The 21,925-nt window shown below is 39.2% G+C and carries 25 protein-coding genes; 23 read left to right on the plus strand and 2 right to left on the minus strand.

The features are described from left to right. Positions 1-17 precede the first annotated feature (17 nt). The 21 genes from ASC42_RS09475 to ASC42_RS09575 all read left to right on the plus strand — a co-directional run bounded on the left by ASC42_RS09475 (position 18) and on the right by ASC42_RS09575 (position 17,310). The gene (locus ASC42_RS09475; protein ID WP_012575061.1) at positions 18-200 is read left to right on the plus strand and encodes a twin-arginine translocase TatA/TatE family subunit; all 183 of its coding nucleotides are present in this window, start codon (positions 18-20) and stop codon (positions 198-200) included. Positions 201-307: 107 nt separating this feature from the next. Beyond that, positions 308-1,027: a twin-arginine translocase subunit TatC gene (gene tatC / locus ASC42_RS09480; protein WP_209424238.1), complete on the plus strand. Its 720-nt coding sequence runs from the start codon at positions 308-310 to the stop codon at positions 1,025-1,027. 168 nt (positions 1,028-1,195) lie between these two features. Then, complete coding sequence (locus tag ASC42_RS09485) at positions 1,196-2,257, plus strand: hydrogenase small subunit (protein ID WP_055441538.1); 1,062 nt, start codon at positions 1,196-1,198, stop codon at positions 2,255-2,257. A gap of 11 nt (positions 2,258-2,268) precedes the next feature. Further along, on the plus strand, positions 2,269-3,990 hold the full coding sequence (locus ASC42_RS09490) for a nickel-dependent hydrogenase large subunit (protein ID WP_055441539.1): 1,722 nt from the start codon (positions 2,269-2,271) through the stop codon (positions 3,988-3,990). Positions 3,991-4,001: 11 nt separating this feature from the next. Next, the gene (gene cybH, locus ASC42_RS09495; protein ID WP_055441540.1) at positions 4,002-4,778 is read left to right on the plus strand and encodes a Ni/Fe-hydrogenase, b-type cytochrome subunit; all 777 of its coding nucleotides are present in this window, start codon (positions 4,002-4,004) and stop codon (positions 4,776-4,778) included. Next, positions 4,768-5,244, plus strand: coding sequence for a HyaD/HybD family hydrogenase maturation endopeptidase (locus tag ASC42_RS09500; RefSeq protein WP_209424237.1), 477 nt, complete (start codon positions 4,768-4,770; stop codon positions 5,242-5,244). The genes cybH and ASC42_RS09500 overlap by 11 nt, the downstream gene beginning before the upstream one ends. Further along, positions 5,241-5,660: a Rieske (2Fe-2S) protein gene (locus ASC42_RS09505; RefSeq protein ID WP_055441541.1), complete on the plus strand. Its 420-nt coding sequence runs from the start codon at positions 5,241-5,243 to the stop codon at positions 5,658-5,660. The genes ASC42_RS09500 and ASC42_RS09505 overlap by 4 nt, the downstream gene beginning before the upstream one ends. Next, a complete protein-coding gene (locus ASC42_RS09510) occupies positions 5,653-6,003 on the plus strand; it encodes a hydrogenase maturation nickel metallochaperone HypA/HybF (RefSeq protein ID WP_055441542.1) in 351 nt (116 codons plus the stop codon). Before ASC42_RS09505 ends, ASC42_RS09510 begins: the two co-directional genes overlap by 8 nt. Positions 6,004-6,007: 4 nt before the next feature. After that, positions 6,008-6,679, plus strand: a complete 672-nt coding sequence (gene hypB / locus ASC42_RS09515) for a hydrogenase nickel incorporation protein HypB (RefSeq protein ID WP_055441543.1) — start codon at positions 6,008-6,010, stop codon at positions 6,677-6,679. Further along, a complete protein-coding gene (gene hypF / locus ASC42_RS09520; protein ID WP_055441544.1) occupies positions 6,652-8,931 on the plus strand; it encodes a carbamoyltransferase HypF in 2,280 nt (759 codons plus the stop codon). The genes hypB and hypF overlap by 28 nt, the downstream gene beginning before the upstream one ends. Next, positions 8,922-9,149: a HypC/HybG/HupF family hydrogenase formation chaperone gene (locus ASC42_RS09525; RefSeq protein WP_032099495.1), complete on the plus strand. Its 228-nt coding sequence runs from the start codon at positions 8,922-8,924 to the stop codon at positions 9,147-9,149. Before hypF ends, ASC42_RS09525 begins: the two co-directional genes overlap by 10 nt. Further along, a complete protein-coding gene (hypD, locus tag ASC42_RS09530) occupies positions 9,130-10,239 on the plus strand; it encodes a hydrogenase formation protein HypD (protein WP_055441545.1) in 1,110 nt (369 codons plus the stop codon). Before ASC42_RS09525 ends, hypD begins: the two co-directional genes overlap by 20 nt. A 3-nt stretch (positions 10,240-10,242) precedes the next feature. Then, positions 10,243-11,235 (plus strand): hydrogenase expression/formation protein HypE, encoded by a 993-nt coding sequence (gene hypE, locus ASC42_RS09535; protein ID WP_055441546.1) that lies wholly within the window; start codon positions 10,243-10,245, stop codon positions 11,233-11,235. Between the two features lie 92 nt (positions 11,236-11,327). Further along, entirely contained in the window at positions 11,328-12,122 is a 795-nt protein-coding gene (gene thyA / locus ASC42_RS09540) for a thymidylate synthase (RefSeq protein ID WP_055441547.1), read from the plus strand. Beyond that, positions 12,082-12,624 (plus strand): dihydrofolate reductase, encoded by a 543-nt coding sequence (locus ASC42_RS09545; protein WP_072242727.1) that lies wholly within the window; start codon positions 12,082-12,084, stop codon positions 12,622-12,624. The genes thyA and ASC42_RS09545 overlap by 41 nt, the downstream gene beginning before the upstream one ends. 118 nt (positions 12,625-12,742) lie before the next feature. Further along, positions 12,743-14,011, plus strand: coding sequence for a threonine ammonia-lyase IlvA (gene ilvA, locus ASC42_RS09550; RefSeq protein WP_055441549.1), 1,269 nt, complete (start codon positions 12,743-12,745; stop codon positions 14,009-14,011). A 97-nt stretch (positions 14,012-14,108) separates the two neighbouring features. After that, the gene (locus tag ASC42_RS09555) at positions 14,109-14,360 is read left to right on the plus strand and encodes a YpmP family protein (protein ID WP_055441550.1); all 252 of its coding nucleotides are present in this window, start codon (positions 14,109-14,111) and stop codon (positions 14,358-14,360) included. 141 nt (positions 14,361-14,501) lie between these two features. Then, positions 14,502-15,344, plus strand: coding sequence for a DegV family protein (locus ASC42_RS09560; RefSeq protein ID WP_055441551.1), 843 nt, complete (start codon positions 14,502-14,504; stop codon positions 15,342-15,344). 13 nt (positions 15,345-15,357) lie between these two features. Then, on the plus strand, positions 15,358-15,930 hold the full coding sequence (locus ASC42_RS09565; protein ID WP_080730350.1) for an SCO family protein: 573 nt from the start codon (positions 15,358-15,360) through the stop codon (positions 15,928-15,930). Positions 15,931-15,996: 66 nt separating this feature from the next. Next, positions 15,997-16,746 carry an SGNH/GDSL hydrolase family protein gene (locus tag ASC42_RS09570; protein WP_055441552.1) on the plus strand — a complete coding sequence of 250 codons (750 nt, stop codon included), beginning with the start codon at positions 15,997-15,999 and terminating at the stop codon, positions 16,744-16,746. A 3-nt stretch (positions 16,747-16,749) separates the two neighbouring features. Then, entirely contained in the window at positions 16,750-17,310 is a 561-nt protein-coding gene (locus tag ASC42_RS09575) for a YpmS family protein (RefSeq protein ID WP_055441553.1), read from the plus strand. Between the two features lie 29 nt (positions 17,311-17,339). On the opposite strand, the gene ASC42_RS09580 is transcribed toward ASC42_RS09575, so the two are convergent. Both ASC42_RS09580 and plsY read right to left on the minus strand, forming a co-directional pair. Then, positions 17,340-18,704, minus strand: coding sequence for an RsmF rRNA methyltransferase first C-terminal domain-containing protein (locus ASC42_RS09580; protein ID WP_072242722.1), 1,365 nt, complete (start codon positions 18,702-18,704; stop codon positions 17,340-17,342). Further along, a complete protein-coding gene (gene plsY / locus ASC42_RS09585) occupies positions 18,704-19,285 on the minus strand; it encodes a glycerol-3-phosphate 1-O-acyltransferase PlsY (protein WP_055441554.1) in 582 nt (193 codons plus the stop codon). Before plsY ends, ASC42_RS09580 begins: the two co-directional genes overlap by 1 nt. Before the next feature lie 136 nt (positions 19,286-19,421). Between plsY and ASC42_RS09590 the strand changes: the two genes are divergently transcribed. Continuing rightward, positions 19,422-19,826: a CoA-binding protein gene (locus ASC42_RS09590; protein WP_055441555.1), complete on the plus strand. Its 405-nt coding sequence runs from the start codon at positions 19,422-19,424 to the stop codon at positions 19,824-19,826. Positions 19,827-19,948: 122 nt separating this feature from the next. Beyond that, positions 19,949-21,922, plus strand: coding sequence for a DNA topoisomerase IV subunit B (parE, locus tag ASC42_RS09595; protein WP_055441556.1), 1,974 nt, complete (start codon positions 19,949-19,951; stop codon positions 21,920-21,922). Positions 21,923-21,925 lie beyond the last annotated feature (3 nt).

Genomic DNA, 21,925 nt, shown 5'->3' on the forward strand with positions numbered 1-21,925 from the left:
AAAAAGGAGATGACGTTATGCTTTCAAATATTGGAGTACCTGGCTTAATTTTAATTCTTGTCATCGCTCTTGTCATTTTTGGACCGAAAAAATTACCCGAAATCGGACGAGCTTTTGGTGAAACATTACGTGAGTTTAAAAAATCAACAAAAGGATTGCGCGATGAAGTATTAGAAGAGCTTGATGAAAATAAAAAATAAAGAAACAAGTCAATCATAAGGCGGCAACGATGTGTTGCCGTTTTTAACATGGAAAAAGGTTGGTGTTTACGCTCGTGGAAGAAAAGAAAAGATACGAAGATGAAGAGATGACGTTGGTTGAACATTTAGAAGAGTTACGTAAACGCATTTTTATTGTTGTTGGAGCACTAATTTTATTTTTTATTGTAGGTTTTATCTTTGTTCAAGATTTATATCGTTGGCTGATTTCCGATTTAGATGTCAAGCTAACGATTTTAGGTCCCACTGATATTTTATGGGTGTATGTCGTACTAGCTGGCGTCTTTGCGATTACAATGACGATTCCGGTATTTGTTTGGCAAGTATGGATGTTTGTTAAGCCTGCTCTTACACCAAAGGAGCGAAAAATAACATTATCGTATATTCCAGCGACGTTTCTATTATTTGTGCTCGGCTTATGTTTTGGCTACTTTGTTGTATTGCCTATGGTGTTTCACTTTTTAATGAGTCTCGGCGAAGATTTGTTCGCAACAATGTTTACGACAGAAAAGTATTTTCAATTTATTTTAAACATGACGATTCCTTTCGCTGTACTGTTCGAATTACCAATCATCGTTATGTTTTTGACAAGTATTGGTTTAATTAATCCATATGCGCTACAAAAAGTAAGAAAATACGCGTATTTTATATTAGTTATTATCGCGGTAACGATCACGCCACCGGATTTTATTTCTGACTTTCTAGTAACTATTCCATTGCTGTTGTTATATGAAGTAAGTATATCGATCTCAAAATTTGTGTATAAACGAAAAGAAAAACAGTCGAAACAAGAGGCGTCTTCACAATAGAAGGCGCTTTTTCTTTTTCTGTTTTTCTACTTATTATAATAAAAACTATTTTCATGTTGTTAATATATTTAAGAACATTTTGTGACAATTATCCCTTAAAAATAACATAAAGGGAAATAATGATATATAATCAATTGTAAACGTTATCAAGTAAAGGGGAGGAGTTATGTGAAAAGAAAAACTATTTTAGAAGAAGTGCTTGATCGCGGCTTTACGAGACGCGATTTTTTAAAAATGTGTACAGCTCTTGCAGCAACTATGGGGCTAGATTTTTCGCAAACAGATCAAGTGGTTGCAGCGATGGAAAAGAACCAACGAGTTCCAGTGATTTGGCTACAGTTCCAAGACTGTACAGGTTGTTCTGAATCATTTATTCGCTCTACGCATCCAAAAGTAGAAAGTGTGCTTTTAAACATGATTTCTCTCGAGTATTCAGAAGTACTTTCTGCTGCTTCGGGGCATCAAATCGAAGCCGCACTTGAGCATGTTTTGGAACATTATCCTGGAGAATACATACTTGCGGTGGAAGGAAGTTTGCCAACAGATGATGCATTTTTAACGGTTGGTGGTGTATCTGCAAAGGAAACGTTTCTTCGTGCTGCTAAAGGAGCAAAAGCAATTATCGCATATGGAAGCTGTTCGTCGTGGGGCGGAATTCCTGCCGCATATCCGAATCCAACAAAAGCAAAACCAATTACACATTTTGTAAAAGATAAACCAGTCATATTAGTTCCAGGATGTCCACCAATTGCAGAAGTTATGACGGGTGTCATTGCACATATCATTACGTTCGGAAAACTTCCAGAACTTGATCATCTTGGAAGACCAAAAGCGTTTTATCGTCATCGTATTCACGATAAATGTAATCGTCGGGCATATTTTGACGCAGGACTATTTGCGGAATCGTTTGATGATGAAGGAGCGCGACAAGGATATTGTTTATATAAAGTAGGATGTAAAGGACCAACAACATATAACTCTTGCGCAGAAATGCGCTGGAACGGGGGAGTTAGCTACCCAATTCAATCTGGGAACCCATGTATTGGTTGCTCTGAAAAAGGTTTTTGGGATAACGGTCCTTTCTTTGTTCGTCGTGCTAAAATTCCTGCATCCCAAACGACGATTAATCCAGAAACCGTCGGAGCGATTGCAGTTGGTGTGACGGCTGCAGGTGTTGCTGCTCACGCTATGGTCACGGCAATGAAGAAAAAAGATGAACATCATGATTGAGGTGAATAAAGATGACAGAACGTATTGTTGTCGATCCAGTAACACGAATTGAAGGACATTTACGTATAGAAGTAGACGTTGATGAAAGTGGCGTCATTCAAGAGGCATTCAGTTCCGGTACAGCAGTTCGTGGCATTGAGTTAATTGTGCGTGATCGCGATCCACGAGATGTTTGGGCATATGTGCAACGTATTTGTGGCGTTTGTACAACAACCCATGCTCTAGCTTCTATCCGTTCCGTTGAAGATGCGCTCGATATTAAAATTCCAAGAAACGCACATCTCATTCGTGACATTATGAACGCAGCGGTCTTTTTACATGACCATGTTGTTCATTTTTATCATTTACATGCATTTGACTGGGTAGATGTATTAAGCGCCTTGAAAGCAGACCCAAACGAAACGAGCCGCATTGCTCAGTCGCTTTCTAGTTGGCCGAAATCGTCTCCAGGTTATTTTAAAGACATCCAAGAGAAGGTACAAAAAGTTGTGGATAGTGGTCAGCTTGGTATTTTTGCCAACGGATATTGGGGACATAAGGCATATAAATTACCACCTGAAGTAAATTTACTTGCTGTTGCTCACTATTTAGAAGCGCTTGATTGGCAAAAAGAAATTGTGAAAATCCATACAATTTTTGGAGGAAAAAACCCACACCCTCACTATGTTGTTGGTGGGATGGCTACCCCAATTGATATTAATAGCGATAACGCCATTCATGCAGAACGTTTGATGCATGTCTCGCAAATTATTGATCAAGCAGTAGAATTTGTAAATAACGTTTACATTCCAGACTTACTAGCGATTGGCTCGTTTTATAAAGATTGGACGTATGGTGGTGGCTTAAATAACTATTTATGTTATGGTGATTTTTCAACAGGTGATATTCGCGATGTCCATTTATATCGTTTCCCACGTGGTGTCATTTTAAATGGAAACTTAAATGAAGTACTTGATGTTGATCCAAAAGATCCAGAACAAGTAAAAGAGTTTATTGATCACTCATGGTATACGTATGATGGAAAAGAAGGTGGAGTTGGTAAACATCCATGGGAAGGCGAAACTTCGCTTCGTTATACAGGACCGAAACCACCATTTAAAACATTAAATACGGAGGAAAAATACAGTTGGTTAAAATCTCCGAGATGGAAAGAGCATCCGATGGAAACAGGGCCACTTGCACGTATGCTTGTTGGTTATGCATTAAAGAAAGATGAGTTTGTCGGACTAATAGATGATACGTTGAAAAAATTAAATTGGCCACTTGAAGCAATGCGTTCAGCACTCGGGCGCACAGTAGCACGTGGACTTGAGTCTATCCTCGTTGCGAAATGGATGCGTGACGATATGGATGCGTTACTTGCGAATATTCGCAATGGAAACCAAATTACATTTGATCGAACAAAATGGGAACCAAGCACATGGCCAAAACACGCAAAAGGAGTAGGATGGATGGAAGCGCCACGCGGAGCGTTAGGCCATTGGATTGAAATTGAAAATGGGAAAACGAAAAACTATCAAGCTGTTGTTCCGACAACATGGAACGCCTCACCGCGTGACCATAAAGGGCAAATTGGTGCATATGAAGCATCTTTAAAAGGAACACCGTTGCTTGACAAAGAAAAACCATTGGAAATTTTACGCATTGTCCATTCGTTCGATCCATGTTTAGCATGTGCGGTTCATTTAACAGACCTTGAATCAAAACAGACGACTCATATTCGTATTGGGTAGGAGGGGAGTGTATGTCAATCCCAACAAATCCAAAAATTGAGCAAAAACAAACACAAGTAGTTTGGAAACGGTCACGAAAAGCGAAAAACATTGAGCTAAACGATGAAATGGTGAAAGTATACGTATGGGAATTACCTGTTCGTATTTTTCATTGGATCAATGCTTTTTCCATTATAGTTTTAATGATTACGGGCGTGTTTATCGGCCGCCCGTTTGTTTCCGCATCTATTCAAGAAGAAGCGTATTACTCGTTTTTAATGGGGTGGGCGCGCTATATTCACTTTTTTGTTGCTTTTCTTTTTACTATTAATTTAGCTGTTCGTTGGTATTGGGTATACAAAGGAAATGAACATGCGACATCGAATCCGTTTCGCTTTTCTTTTTGGAAAGAAGCATTCGAAACGATCAAATACTACTTATTTATGAAAAACAATAAAAAACATTATATCGGACATAATCCGCTTGCTCAATTGAGTTATTGGATTTTTATCGGGCTTGGATCCATCATTATGATGCTTACAGGTTATTACTTATTATTCGAGCCACAGCCGGAGTCGATTTATGGAAAAATGTTTATGTGGGTGGCTCATTTATTTGGTGGTGATAGCTACTCCGTTCGTTCATGGCATCACCTTGTTGCATGGGGGTTTATGATTTTTACTGTCGTACATGTGTATATGGCGTTTCGAGAAGACTATTTACAACGAAATGGAACGATGTCGTCGATTTTTACCGGCTATAAAATAGAGCGAAAAAAAGAAGCATTAGGTGAACATGATGAAAAATAAAAAAATAACCGTTCTCGGAATTGGAAATTTACTTTATTCCGATGAAGGAGTAGGTGTTCATATTTTGCCTTTATTAGAAGAAAAATTGGCGAAATACGATGATGTAGAAGTGATTGAAGGATCAACGGATGGGATGAGGTTACTTGGAACGATCGAAGAGACAGAGTATTTAGCAATAGTCGATGCTGTCAATGCAGGAAAAGAAGCAGGAACGATCATTACATTAGTGGACGACGAAATTCCAGCGTATTTTGGAATTAAAATGTCTATTCATCAACTTGGTTTTCAGGAAGTATTGTCAGCGGCGAAATTACGTCAAACATACCCAAAGCAAATGGTTTTGTTCGGAATACAACCAGCTTCTTTATCTCTCGGATTAGAACTATCACCGATCGTCCAAGCGCAACTGCCGCATGTTGTTGAACAAGTCGTTCATCAAGTAGAGAAGTGGTGTCATACGACATGAATCGCTCACAATTTTTACAGATGATGCGTAATAGTTTCATTGAAACGCTGAAAGAAGCTTCCGCCCCATTATTAGAGGAAGAGGTGGAAAAAGTGAAGAAATTATTTTTCGATCATCGCACGTGGCATACGATTGGCCCGTGCGATGATGTATGTGATGTCGAAATGAAAACAGTCGGTCGTATCCCGATCGTTGTTTATAAACATGATGGGACATTACATGTAAGAAAAGCCATTTGTTCACATTGTCACGTGATGCCTCATTACATTCAGCAAGATCATCGTTTTATTTGTTTATACTGTGATCGTGAATGGCACATATTCTCACAACATGGCACATTGCATATGCCACTTCTTCCAACGAAAAAAGAGGGAAATGTATGGTATGTGCAAATAGAAAGGGATTCGTATGCATGAGATGGCGTTAATGGGAGAAATTGTTCAGCTAATTGAACAAGATGCTCAAAAGAAAAAAGTGAAATGTGTAAAAAAAGTAGAGTTGGTTGTTGGTACGTTAAGCAATGCGCTTCCAGATGCATTACGGTTTGCTTTTGATGTGTATAAAATACAAGAAGATAATTGTTTAACGACCGATGCTGAATTAATCATTCATATGGAACAAGCAAAAGCCATTTGTACCATTTGTGGAAAAGAGTATGAACCAGTTACAAAAATTTCTCAATGTCCAACATGTTTGCTTCCAAGTGGAAAAATGGTAGCTGGAGAAACATTTCGTATTTTGGCATATGAAGGGGGTTAATAATATGAAAATTACATTAGAAGTTGATGTGTTAACAAACAATAATCGGGCAGCTACGTTTAATCGCCAATTGTTTGAGGAAACAAATACGCTTGTAATCAATATAATGAGCTCACCCGGGGCAGGAAAGACGACCATTTTAGAAAAAACGATCGAAGCATTAGCAAATGAATTTCGCATTGGTGTCATCGAAGGAGATTTAGCAACGGAAAAAGACGCAGAGCGCATTCGTGCTCTTGGTGCGCAAGCGGTACAAATTAATACACACGGAGGATGTCATTTAGATGCACGTATGATTGCGGCTGTGCTACCGCAATTTGATTTTCAACATCTAGATATTTTGTTTATTGAAAACGTAGGTAATCTTGTTTGTCCATCTAGTTATGATTTAGGACAGCAACATAAAGTGGCAGTATTAAGTGTACCAGAAGGAAATGATAAAATTCCGAAATACCCAACGATGTTTATGAGAACAGAGCTTGTTTTACTGAATAAAATCGATTTATTGCCATATCTTGATTTTAACGTAGAACAAGCAAAGGAAGACTTATCATGTATTAATCCGCAGTCTAAGTTACTACCGTTATCTGCAAAAAGCGGTGAAGGCATGGATGAATGGCTACATTGGATTCGAGAAGGGGTTGCTCAATGCAAAAAGCAGTCAACATCACAGTAAAAGGACGAGTGCAAGGAGTTGGCTTCCGTCCTTTTATCTTCGCGCTTGCCCAACGATATCAAGTAAAAGGAACTGTACAAAACAATATGGACGGAGTTTTTATTCATGTTGAAGGCGATGCAGATGCAGTCGACCAGTTTATTCACGCTTTACCTATACAGGCACCGCGATTATCTCGTATTGATGAGATGGTCGTAACTATAGCACAATGGCGTGCGTTTAAAGATTTTTCTATTATTCCAAGCGAACGAAAAGGAAGTTCTTCGCTCGTGATTCCGATCGATACGGCTGTTTGCGATGATTGTTTACGGGAAATGAATGACCCAAATGATCATCGCTATCGTTATCCATTTATCAATTGTACGCAATGTGGTCCTCGGTACACGATTATTGAAAAATTACCGTATGATCGCCCGTTTACATCGATGCATTCATTTCAAATGTGTGAGCGATGTGAACAAGAGTATGAAGATCCTATGAATCGCCGTCATCATGCTCAACCTATTGCTTGTCCAATATGTGGTCCATCTGTTACATTATTGAAGGCATATGGTCAAAAAGTACAAGGGGATGCGATTGAACAAGCGAAGCAATATATACGTGCGGGGGCGATTGTTGCGGTGAAAGGGTTAGGTGGTTATCACTTAGCTTGTGACGCGACTAACGAACAGGCAGTTCAACAATTACGTTTGCGAAAACAACGCCCAAATCGACCGTTAGCTGTTATGGCTGCTTCACTTGACATAGTAGAGCAATTATGTGAAATAACGAGAGAAGAAAAACAATTATTAATTTCACCGGAAGCTCCGATTGTTGTGATAAAGCAGAAAAGAAACACAATGATTGCTCCATCGGTTGCTCCTGGGTTGCAAACGGTTGGAGTGATGTTGCCGTACACTCCGCTTCATCATTTATTACTTGATGAACAATTGCCTGTCGTTGTGATGACAAGTGCGAATCGCTCGGGAGTACCGATTATATATGAAGATGAACAAGTTTTGCGTGATTTACAAGGCATTGCTGATTATTTTCTTATACATAACCGTCCGATTGTCCATCCAATTGATGATTCAGTTGTGCAAGTGGAAAATGGTACGATTCATTTTATTCGGCGAGCGCGCGGTTTCGTTCCAGATCCATTGTGGACGGAGCATGATGTTCATGAAATTGTAGCACTTGGTGGTCAACAAAAAAATGTATTCGCGTTTGGAAGACATCATCAAATTTTTTTAGGTCCTCATATCGGTGATTTAGAGCATGTAGAGGTGGTGGAACATTTCCAACGGGAATACGAACATTTACGCACATGGATGGGAGTGACACCGAAAGTAGCCGCTGTCGATTTACATCCAAATTATGAAACGTGGAATATTGTAAAAAAATGGAATGTTGATGTTGTAGCTGTCCAACATCATCATGCGCACATGGTTTCATGCATGGAGGAAAATCATATCCACTCCCCTTGTTTTGGCCTCATTTTAGATGGAACAGGATATGGAGAGGACGGACATATATGGGGCTTTGAGTTACTATACGGAGATGCTACACAGTATAAAAGACTCGGACATTTAACATATACTCCACTTCCAGGTGGAGAACGTTGTATAAAAGAGCCTTGGCGTACGACAGTCGGCATGCTTGGTTATTATTTCGGTGAAGAAGGATACTCGTTGGCGGAGAAGCGATTTATAGAACAAGCGAACGACGTGCGTGTATTAAGACAAATGATTAAAAAAGGGTTACATTCCCCTTTAGCAGGTACATGTGGTCGACTGTTTGATGCGGTTAGCGCTTTTTTACACGTTTGTACACATAGTACATACGATGGAGAGGCAGCGATTCGACTTTCTGAATTAATCGATGATACAAAAATATATGAGACTTATCCATTTCGTGTAAAGAAGTGCGATGAATGGGAGATTGATTTGACGGAGATGTGGCGGTCCATAATTAAAGATGTTGAAGCTCATGAGCAAACGAATACCATTGCTGGTCGCTTCCATGAAACGGTCGTTCAAGCGTCTGTTGAAATGATTCGTTTAGCTTTACAACAATATCCAACATACGAACGAAACATCGTGTTATCTGGAGGGAGCATGCATAACCGCTATATCACAAAACGTCTTCGACAAGAACTGAACAAACTCGGGTTATGTGTTTATACGCATCAAAAAGTACCTTGCAATGATGGGGGATTAGCGCTCGGACAGTTAATGATTGCGGCACATAGGAGGGAACGTGTATGTGTGTAGGAGTACCAGCAAAAGTGTTACATATTGACGGTTTTTCTGCATTAGTCGATGTGATGGGATCGCAAATGAATGTCGGGGTTATTTTTGTTCCTGAAGTGAAAATTGGTGATTATGTCATTGTACATGCGGGACAAGCAATGTCCATTATTGATGAGCAATATGCAAAAGAAAGTTTAGAAGAATGGAGGAAGCTAGTCGATGCTAGATGTGATGGATAGCCCAACTCACTTAGCGCTCAGTCGAACGTTGCTACAAGAAGTACGGATGTTAGCTAGTCAGTTCCAACAAACGTTCGGACGAGTGCCTTCGTTTATGGAGGTATGTGGTTCGCATACGATGGCACTTGCTCGTACGGGAATCAAAAAAGCGCTTGAAGGATATGTTCGTCTTATTTCGGGTCCTGGCTGTCCTGTTTGTGTGACTGATCAAGTAACAATTGATGCCATGATTTCTTTGACAGACGGCTCAGATCGAATCATTTGTACATTTGGTGATATGATGCGAGTTCCTGGATCTTACGGAACGTTGATGCAAGCGAAAACGGAAGGAAAAGATGTGCGAGTCGTCTATTCCCCCGTTGATGCAGTTCGTATCGCTGAACAACATCCGAATCAAGAAGTTATTTTTTTAGGCATAGGGTTTGAAACAACTATCCCCATTTTAGCAGCGGCAATAAAAGAAGCCGAAGAAAAAAAAGTACACAATTTTTCGATGTGGATGTCGACAAAGCTCGTCGAACCGATTTTGCGACAATTACTTCACGATGAAGAAGTGCTATTAGACGGCTTTTTACTTCCGGGACATGTATCTATGGTGATGGGAAGAAAACATTTTGATTTTTTAGCAATCGAATACCGTATGCCTGCAGTAATTAGTGGATTTGAATCGTTACATATGTTAAGTGCGATTCGCCATTTATTAATGTTGGCACTCAAACAGCGTGCTATTGTATTAAACGATTACAAAAGTGTCGTGACTGAACAAGGAAACAACCAAGCGAAATATTGGATGAACCATTATTTCACATTGTGCGATGAGGCATGGCGTGGAATTGGTGTTATTCCCCAAAGTGGAATGGATTTTAAGAAAGAGTATGATCAATTTAACGCTAAGATAAAGTTTTCTGTTTCAACGCGTGAACCACGTCGAACAAAGTGTCGTTGTGGAGAAGTCATTCGGGGGCTCATTGATCCACCGCAGTGTGCATTGTTCGGAAAAGCGTGTACACCGCTAAAACCGATTGGTCCATGTATGGTGTCATCAGAAGGTAGTTGTGCGGCGTACTATCAATATATGAGGGAGGAATAATGAATGGAGCGAATTACGCTCGCTCACGGAGATGGAGGGGAATTAGCCCACAAACTAATTACAGATGTGTTTGTTTCTATGTTTCATAACGATCATTATGCCAAATTTGACTCTGCTACATTGACGTTGGGAGCACATGAGCTCGCTGTGACAACAGACAGTTTTGTCGTTAAACCTCTTTTCTTCCCGGGTGGAAATATAGGGAAATTAGCGGTGGCGGGAACAATAAATGACTTAGCGGTTGTTGGAGCGGTTCCGAAAGTTTTGACATGTGGTTTTATTATTGAAGAAGGTTTTTCAATTCATGATTTAAAAACGATCGTTCAATCAATGGCAGAAGAAGCGAAAAAAGCGAATATGACGATTGTGGCAGGAGATACAAAAGTTGTTGAACGAGGCAGTGCAGACGGATTATATATTAATACAACAGGGATTGGTGTCATTTCACGTCCGCTTGATCGAAAAATTTGTGAGGGCGACTCCATTATTATAAGCGGTTCAGTTGGTGATCATGGAGTAGCTATATTAGTTGCTCGTGGGGAATTAGGGCTTGTATCAAAGGTTGAAAGCGACTGTGCCTCGTTATATTCGCTCATTGAAAAAGCGATGGAGGCAAGTGAACACATTCGGCTGATGCGCGATCCAACCCGCGGTGGCTTAGCAACAGCTCTTGTAGAAATTTGTGAAGATTTTGGTGTAACGATTGAGTTGGAAGAAGAACGTATCCCTATAAAAAAAGAAGTAGAAGGTGCATGTGAACTACTCGGTTTCGATCCGCTGTACTTAGCTAATGAAGGAAAAGTAGTCATGATCGTACCAAAAGAAGATGAACAGGCAGTTCTTGATGCACTTCGTTCCCAACCAGAAGGAAAAGACGCGACTGTGATCGGAACAGTTCGAGCAACAAACAAAGGGCAGTTGTTATTGCGGACACCACTCGGTACAACAAGACGGTTATACCGACTAACTGGACTCATGTTACCTCGTATTTGTTAGACCGTAGGGCAAATCCTACGGTTTTTTGTCTTTCCTACTTTTCTGCTTTATGTCATAATAAATGACAGTAAATAAAAAAGGGTGAGGGTATCATGAAGCAATATTTACAATTACTTGAAGATATTTTACAAAACGGTGTGTATAAAGACGATCGTACGGGAACGGGAACGCTTTCTGTATTTGGGCGTCAGTTACGTTTTGATTTACGAGAAGGCTTTCCTTTACTTACAACAAAAAAATTACATATTCGTTCCATTATTCATGAATTACTTTGGTTCTTGAGCGGGGATACGAATATTCGCTATTTAAAAGAAAATGGTGTAACGATTTGGGACGAATGGGCGGATGAAAATGGAGACTTAGGACCAGTATATGGTGCACAATGGCGTTCATGGAGGGGAGCAGACGGCCGGACGATTGATCAAATTAGCGAAGTAATCGAACAAATAAAAACAAACCCGAATTCTCGCCGACTTTTAGTAAATGCATGGAATGTAGGGGAGTTGGATTACATGAAATTGCCTCCTTGTCACTATGCTTTTCAGTTTTATGTAGAAAACGGGACGTTATCATGTATGTGGCAACAGCGCTCTGTCGATACGTTTTTAGGTCTTCCGTTCAATATTGCAAGCTACGCATTACTTACACATATGGTTGCCCAACAATGCGATTTGGAGCCAAAAGAGCTTATTTTTACTGGCGGCGATGTCCATTTATATATGAACCATATTGAACAAGCGAAATTGCAACTAACGAGGGAGCCGCGCCCGCTTCCGAAGCTAATCATCAAGCGAAAGCCTTCTTCCATTTTTGAGTATCGTTTTGAAGATTTTGAAATCGTTGATTATGACCCGCATCCGCATATTAAAGCGGACGTATCTGTATAAGGAAGTGAGTCAATTGATTTCAATTATTGTGGCGATGGATCGAAATGGAGTTATTGGTTATAACAATACGTTACCTTGGCATTTACCAGCAGATTTGGCTTATTTTAAACATGTAACTATGGGACATCCGATTGTTATGGGACGAAAAACGTTTGCATCGATTGGTCGTCCACTCCCAGGGAGAATCAATATAATATTGACACGAGACAAAACGTTTTTAGTGAATTCGAATGTTCAAGTCATTCATTCGATGGATAACATTCGACAAATCGAACAACAATATGGTCATGTGTTCATCATTGGAGGGGCACAAGTATTTGAACAAGCCATGTCGCTAGCAGATCGATTGTATGTCACACATATTGATGCGACGTTTACAGGTGATACATTTTTCCCACCAATCGATGAAAAACAGTGGACACTCCGTACCGCTCAACCTGGGGTACAAGATGAAAAAAATCGCTATCCACATACATTTTGCATATATGAACGAGCTCGCTAGTCAGCGAGCTTCATCTTTTTGATTAATTTTTAGAAAATTTACTTTTCTTTATCCGAAAATATGATATATTTTAGAATAACATAATTTTAACAATTACAAATGGAAAGGAAACGAGAAGATGGAACAACAAGTAAAACGAAAACATGGCGTATATGTAGAAGATATTTTAATTGCTTATCAAACGCTAAAAGATGTTGTGCATCATACCCCCTTGCAAAAAAATGAATTGCTTTCAGAACGTTATGATTGCCATGTATACTTTAAAAGGGAAGATTTACAAGTCGTTCGATCGTTTAAAATTCGCGGGGCATATTATCGAATGAAAAGTTTATGCGAAGAAGAAAAGAAAAATGGCATTGTTTGTGCAAGTGCAGGCAATCATGCACAAGGTGTCGCTTATTCGTGTCGCGCACTCGGTGTGCACGGTAAAATTTATATGCCATCTACCACTCCACGACAAAAAGTATCACAAGTACAATTTTTTGGCCGGGAATTTGTTGATATCATTTTAGTTGGCGATACATTTGATGACTCTTATGAGCAAGCGCTGGTTTGTTCCAAAAAAGAGCAGCGAACGTTTATCCATCCGTTTGATGATGAAGCTGTCATCGCTGGACAAGGAACGGTCGGGGTTGAAATTTTAAATGACTGCGAAGAGCCGATAGACTATGTTTTCGCAAGTATTGGTGGAGGGGGACTTATTTCTGGTGTCGGTACGTATATAAAAAGCATTTCACCAACGACGAAATTGATTGGTATCGAACCTGAAGGGGCTCCTTCTATGAAAAAATCGTTTGAAGCAAAGGAAGTAATTACTTTAAATGAAATTGATCCATTTGTAGATGGTGCAGCGGTAAAGCGTGTGGGTGAAAAAACATTTGCATTAGCAAAAGACATCGTTGACGATATTGTTGTCGTTCCTGAAGGAAAAGTATGTACAACGATTTTGCAGCTTTATAATGAAAATGCTATTGTAGTGGAGCCTGCTGGAGCGTTGCCTGTTGCTGCGCTTGATTTATATAAAGAGCATATTCGTGGCAAGACCGTTGTTTGTATTATTAGCGGAGGAAATAATGACATCGGACGCATGCAAGAAATTAAAGAGCGATCGATGATTTATGAAGGTCTTCAACATTATTTTATCGTGAATTTTCCACAACGTGCTGGAGCTTTACGTGAATTTCTTGATGAAGTGCTAGGACCGACAGACGACATTACATTGTTTGAATATACGAAAAAAAATAATAAAGATAGTGGTCCGGCACTCGTTGGTATCGAATTGAAATGTCGCGAAGATTATGGTCCACTTGTTGAACGGATGAAGAAAAAAGGTTTTCCATTTATGGAAGTGAATAAAGATAGTAGTTTATTCCATTTACTCATTTGACAAAAATTTTTTATAAATCGATGACGAAATGTGACATACTTCAACACAAAAATCGTGTATAATATAAATAAATCGGTCAAAAAAGAGGATTGATATTTTGTTATTCAAAAGCCTAGAGTTTAAAAACGTAGATGGGCAAAAAGTGAAAATTATCGAAATTCCGGTATTGGAGGACGATAACCTTTATCAATTTATTGTCAAAGTGCGGTTGCAAACGTTTATTGCACAAGTGTATGCTAATAAAAATCCAAAGAAGGTGTATTCGTTTAAAGACTATTTAAAACGTGTGTTGAAGTGGCCGGTATATGAACAAATATTTAAATCTGAAATTTTAAAAAACAATGCATAAATGACGAAGGAGCTGTTTTGCTAATGTGCAAATCAGCTCTTTTTTTTATAAAAAATTTTATGAAAACGACGACATACAGGACGATTTTATTATATAATTTCACCGTACGAAATTTTAGAATGAAATACAGGAAGTGAAAAAATGAGTAAAGTGAAAATTGTAACAGATTCTACAGTCGATTTGTCAAAGGAAATAATTGAAGCGTGGGACATTCGTGTTGTTCCATTATCTATCTCGATTGATGGCCAAACATATTTAGATGGTATTGACTTAACTCCACAACAGTTTATTGAAAGAATGAAACAAGCAGATGAGCTACCAAAAAGTTCACAACCGTCTACAGGTCAGTTTTTACAAGTGTATGATGAATTGGGTGAAGCAGGATATGATGTCATCTCGATTCATATGACTGGTGGAATGAGCGGTACTGTGCGTTCAGCAGAAAGTGCAGCGGCTATGACAAAGGCGAACGTCACAGTCATCGATTCGCGTTTCATTTCCCTTGCGCTTAGCTTTCAAGTGTTAGAAGCGGCAAAAATGGCTGCTGAAGGAAAAACGGTAGCAGAAATTGTTTCACGTCTTGATGCGATCCGCGCAAATACACATTTATTTGTCGTTGTTGATACACTTGAAAATCTTGTTAAAGGTGGACGCATTGGAAGAGGAAAAGCGATGATTGGTTCGCTATTAAACATTAAACCGATCGCTTCATTAGAAGATGGGGTGTATACGCCTGTAACGAAAGTTCGCAGTCATTCTCAAATTGTCAAATATTTAACAAATCAATTTGTTGAACATACGAAAGGAAAAACGATCCGAGCAGTAGGCATTGCTCACGCAGACGCTCTTGATTTAAGCGAACGATTAAAACAGTCAATTGCAGAAGCAACAGGATGGACAAAAACAGACATCGTATATACAACCCCAATTATTTCAACACATACAGGTTCAGGAGCAATAGGGTTTATGTACTATACGGAATAGGAGGACATAAAAGGTGAAACGTATACGTTTATGGTTGTTCGTTGCGCTGTTATTCTTGCTTGTTGCCTGCCAGCAATCGATTCCAGATGCAAAAAATTGGCCAATTGAAGATTTTACATTTACCGATCAATATGGTCAAAAGTTTGGGCTAGCTGATTTAAAAGGAAAAGTGTGGGTAGCTGATTTTATTTTCACACGATGCGCTGATGTGTGCCCACCGATGACAGCAAATATGGCGAAATTACAAAAAATGGCCAAGGAAAAAGGATTAGATGTTCATTTTGTTTCATTTAGTGTAGATCCTGAAAACGATACACCAGATGCGTTAAAAGCGTATGTCGAAAAGTTTCAAGGAGATTTAGGGAATTGGCACTTACTTACAGGATACGCTCAACAAGACATTGAGCGTTTTGCTCAAAAAAACTTTAAAGCAGTTGTAAAAAAGCCACAAGAAGGGGATCAAGTCATCCACGGCACAGATTTTTATCTTGTTGATCAAAACGGGACAATTGTAAAATACTATAGCGGTCTAAACAATGTGCCTTTTGAAGAGATTTTAAAACATATTGACATGTTACAAAAATAACATGATACAGACAAAAATGATGACCCTGTCATTTTTGTCTTTTCTTTTATAGAGAGGGGATCCTATATGAACAGATTGCTTCTTCTATTTCTTTGTGTATGTTTAGCGGGATGTTCCTCTACCTCTACAACTACTGCCCCAACGACCATGCAAGAAAACGAACAGGAACAAATAAAGCCACGTGATTTACATGTTGTGGCGTTAGGCGATTCGTTAACGGAGGGGGTAGGGGATGGTAAAGGTGGCTACGTCACATTAGTCAAGCAATATTTAGAAAAACGTGAAGATGTAAGTGAAGTGTTCGTGCAAAACTTTGGTAAGCGAGGGTTACGTAGTGAACAACTAACAGATATTATCACGAAAAATGAACCGGTCATTCAAAAAGCAGATCTTATTTTGATCACAATTGGCGGAAACGATGTCATGAAAGTTGTTCGTTCACATTTTTTATCTTTAACATATGAGTTGTTTGTTAAAGAACAACAGGCGTTTGCTTCTCGACTTGATGAGCAATTGCAACTGCTTCGCTATATCAATCCAGATGCTTATATTGTACTCGTCGGGTTATACAACCCGTTTTCTGCGGCTTTTCCGAATATATCAGAAATGGATGGGATTATACACATGTGGAACGAAGGGAGTAAAAAAGTGTTCTCCCGTTATGATTATACGCTGTTTGTCCCTATTGTTGATTTGTTTGAAGGGCGTGACGATATATTGTATGACGATCAATTTCATCCAAACACGCGTGGCTATGAACTAATTGCACAACGTATATATGAATACTTGCAACAACATGAATGGATAGGAGAATAAATAGTGAAGTGGAAAGTATTGTTTTTTGGATTATTAGGAATAAATAGTTTGGTAATGGCGTTATTATTTTTTTATATGTTTCAATCATCGTCTTCTCCACATATTCCGAACGTTAGTGTGAAAGGTTCGACATTTATTGTTCAAACATCAAAACAACATTTAAATACGCTAGTGAACGACTATATTCAGAAGCATGGAAAAAAGGGGAATTTTTCTTACAGTGTTCAATTAGCTGATCGTTTGTATATAACAAGCGCCATTCCGGTATTCGGAAAGACAGTCGATTTGACCATGGCATTTGATCCAACTGTGGATGAAAACGGACACGTTGTACTTGCTCATCCGACGATGACGTTTGGGCAACTTCGTTTACCTGTGCCATATGTGTTAACGTATATTAATAAACATGCTTCATTGCCAAATTGGGTGAAAATCGATGCGAAACACGAGCGCATTTATATTGTTGTAAGTAACATTCGCATAAAAGAAGGATTCGTGTTAAAGGCGAAAACGTTCGATTTAAATAAAAATGATATCACCTTTACAGTCACGATAACAAAATAAAAGGATGTCTCTCATTATTGAGGGACATCCTATTTGATTCGTAATCCTTTAGGATAAAAGTTTTTTACAACTCCTTTGACTTCTTTGCCCCAACCAAGTGGATACCCATCAATAGTGACTAATATCCATCCACGATCGTTATTCGTTTGTAATGTTTCTCCTTTCATATATCGAAGGCTTTCTTCAAACGTCAGAGACAGATACGCCTGTACTTGTTGTTTTGTTAATGCCATTGCTAATGCGTGGTTTGGTTCAAAGCGATTTTTTTTCCATTCTCCGATATGAAGACCAGGACGAACAACTTTTAAGCCGTCTAAGCGAGGGCATGAATGTGGGAGGGCAAATAAATGTGTGCCAAACGCATACATTGTTCCTTTTATTGTTGTTTGGATGATATGATTCATAAACGTTTCATAATCGCGCCACATCGCTTTAGGGACGTTACATGCGGCCATTTTTCCATTCCAACGGTTGCCGCTACCTCGTTTGCGCATTTTCGCAACGAAATGTCCTTCACCTTGTAGATGATGAGGCCAGAGCCTTGCTGTATGTGCGATTTTTTCGTTATGTGTGTTTGTCCAATGTGCTATACCTGATTGAATGCCGTGTTGTTTGTCTATTGGAATTAATTCCATATCATCATAAGTCGCTAAAAACCAGTCAATGATTTGTTCATTTTCTTCTGGGGAAAATGTGCATGTCGAATAAACGAGCGTGCCTCCTTCATTTAACATCTGATAAGCACATGATAAAATGTGTCGTTGTGTTTGTGCACATTTTTGAACGTGTTCTAAACTCCAAAACTGAATTGCTTCCTCGTCTTTTCGAAACATGCCTTCTCCTGAACATGGGGCGTCAACTAAAATCTTATCGAAAAAACCCTCAAACGTTTCCGATAGTTTCTCAGGGGTTTCATTTGTAACCACAGCATTTGTAATTCCGAGTCGCTCAATATTTTCAGATAAAGCTTTAACACGTTTTGGATGAATTTCGTTTGCCAATAAAAATCCTTCGTTATTCATCAAGGCAGCTAACTGTGTTGTTTTTCCTCCTGGTGCTGCACATAAATCAAGTACTCGCTCTCCTGGAGATGGTGAGAGCACTTCAGCTACGAACATGGCACTTGGTTCTTGAATGTAGTACAATCCAGCAGCATGGTATGGATGTTTCCCAGGCTGAGCGTTGTAATAATAAAATCCTGTAGGACAAAAAGGGATTGGCTCAAGTTCCCATGGGCTTATGTTTAAAAATGTCGATGGTGATACTTTCAATGAATTGACTCGCAAACCATTGACTTTTTCTTCATTGTATGTCGCAAAAAAACGCTCCGCTTCATCTTGAAGCAAAGCATTCATTTTCGTTACAAATTCTTTTGGTAAATGACATGTAGTCACTATAACCACTTCACTTTCGGTTCTGTTTTGTTTAAAATACGTTTCATATTCGCTCGGTGACGATAAAATACAAAAAGTGTTAATAATATGACGACGATGCGCAAAGGAACATCATCGGTCCATACAAATGCATAAGCGGTCGCATACACGCCTGTTAGCATGGATGAAAGCGAGACGTATTTTGATATATATAGAATGAGAAAAAAGACAGCTAACATCGTCATAAAGAGAAGGGGTGAATAAAATAACAACACTCCACCAGATGTAGCAACAGCTTTTCCACCACGAAATTGGGCAAATACTGGATATGTATGACCAACCACAGCAAACATGCCTGTAATAAGTGGGTGAATATCTACAGAAAACAATACAGGTAAGCTGGTGGCTAACGTCCCTTTTAAAATATCCGCAATCGTAACAATTAATCCAGCTTTTACACCGAGCACGCGAAACGTATTTGTTCCACCTAAATTGCCGCTCCCATGTTCACGTATGTCAATTCCGTATCCCACTTTTCCAACGATTAGCGCGAACGGAATCGAACCGAGTAAATAACCGATGATCATAAGCAAAATAGACATCCTATGCACCCTTTACCTCATTAATATTTCCTCATACGGAGGTCATGCTTTTATTGTAACATGCTTTTTTAAAAAATGAAGGCAGGATTATTTTTTTATATGAAGAAATACTAGTTTATCATGGGAGGTAGATGGTATGAGTCCGAGTCGTGAACAAATTAAACAAATTTTAAACAAAGCAAAACGCATTGCTGTGGTGGGGTTGTCAGATCATCCGAATCGTACATCTTATATGGTCGCAAAAGCCATGAAAGAAGCAGGATATGAAATTATTCCGGTCAACCCGCTTATTAAAGAATGGGAAGGTATCCGAGCCGTTGCGACATTAACAGATATTGAGGGGCATGTAGATATTGTTAATGTGTTTCGTCGTTCTGAACATTTACGTGAAATCGCTGAACAGTTTGTCCAAATGGATGCAGATGTGTTTTGGGCGCAATTAGGTGTGTACGATGAAGAAGTGTACCGTGACTTAACAGAAAAAGGGTATACGGTTGTGATGGATCGCTGCATCAAAGTAGAACATGCGCTCACACGGTAAAAACGACCATTCTTTTTGCAATGGTCGTTCTTTTTCTTCATGACATTGGACGTTTTACGAATGTATGTTAAAATAGAGAAAGTCAAAAAAATAGAAACAAATGTTCTATTTGTGAAAGGGGAATGATTGTGACAGATAAGCAACTTCTTACATATAACGAAGACGCCATTCAAGTGTTAGAAGGGTTAGAGGCTGTTCGTAAACGGCCAGGCATGTATATTGGGAGTACAGATAGTCGTGGTTTGCATCATCTTGTATATGAAATTGTAGATAATGCAGTTGACGAGGCGCTTGCTGGATATGGAAAGCGCATTATTGTAACGATACATAATGACCAAAGCATTAGCGTACAAGATGAAGGACGTGGGATGCCTACAGGCATGCATAAGTTAGGAAAACCGACTCCAGAGGTTATTTTGACAGTATTACATGCTGGGGGGAAATTTGGTCAAGGTGGATATAAAACGAGTGGTGGTTTGCATGGTGTAGGTGCTTCCGTCGTTAACGCTTTGTCTGAGTGGTTAGAAGTGACTATTCAACGCGATGGATATATATATTATCAAAGATTTGAAAATGGCGGAAAACCTGTGACTACACTTGAAAAAATAGGAGTAACAAAACATACGGGAACAACGATTCGATTTAAACCGGATCCAACAATTTTTAGTACGACGACGTTTCATTATGAAACGATTAGCGAACGATTGAGAGAATCTGCATTTTTATTAAAAGGCTTAAAAATTGAATTATACGATGAACGAACAGGTTTACGCGAAACGTTTTATTACGAAAGCGGCATCGAGGCATTCGTACAATATTTAAATGAGGAAAAAGACGTCTTGCATCCTGTCGTATTTTTTACTGGTGAGCAAAGTGATATTGAAGTGGAGTTTGCCTTCCAATTTCATGACGGATATGCGGAAAACATGCTTTCGTTTGTTAACCATGTTCGAACGAAAGATGGAGGGACGCATGAAATTGGAGCCAAAACGGCGATGACCCGCGTATTTAATGAATATGCACGAAAAGTAGGCTTATTGAAAGAAAGAGATAAAAACTTAGAAGGAACAGACATTCGCGAAGGGTTATCTGCCATTATATCAGTTCGTATTCCTGAAGCGCTCTTGCAATTTGAAGGACAAACGAAAGGAAAACTAGGAACGCCTGAAGCCCGTTCCGTAGTCGAAGCAGTCATTAGTGAAAAACTGACATACTTTTTAAATGAAAATCCAGATGTTGCAACGATGTTAATTAAAAAGGCAGTTCGTGCGTTTCAGGCGCGTGAAGCAGCTCGAAAAGCACGAGAAGAAGCACGATCTGGAAAAAAGCGCAAAGGAAAAGAACATGTATTAAGTGGAAAATTAACCCCTGCCCAAACACGAAATCCACAAAAAAATGAATTGTACTTAGTTGAAGGGGATTCAGCTGGTGGATCTGCGAAACAAGGGCGCGATCGCCGTTTTCAAGCTGTATTACCTCTTCGAGGAAAAGTGATTAATACGGAGAAAGCGAAACTCACCGACATTTTTAAAAATGAAGAAATTAATACAATCATTCACGCGATCGGTGGCGGTGTGGGAGCAGATTTTTCGCTTGATGATATTCATTATGACAAAGTGATCATTATGACTGATGCAGATACGGACGGAGCACACATTCAAGTGTTGTTGTTAACTTTTTTTTATCGCTATATGCGTCCGCTCATTGAAGCTGGTAAAGTGTTTATCGCTCTTCCACCACTTTATAAAGTAAGTAAAAAAATCGGAAAAAAAGAAGTGATTGAATATGCGTGGACAGATGAACAACTACAATCGATTTTGAAAAAGATCGGAAAAGGATATACGATTCAGCGGTATAAAGGACTTGGTGAAATGAATGCGGATCAATTATGGGAGACGACAATGAACCCTGAAACGCGGACGCTCATTCGTGTTCGTATTGATGATGCAGCACGTGCTGAACGTCGCGTAACGACATTAATGGGTGATAAAGTAGAGCCGAGAAGAAAATGGATTGAGTCCAACGTACAATTCGGTTTAGCGGAAGACATGAACATTTTAGAAAACGATCATGTGATGACAGCTGAGGGGGAATAAGGA

Source organism: Anoxybacillus suryakundensis (genome assembly GCF_001418025.1).
In the GTDB taxonomy this organism is placed as follows: Bacteria; Bacillota; Bacilli; order Bacillales; family Anoxybacillaceae; genus Anoxybacillus; species Anoxybacillus tengchongensis.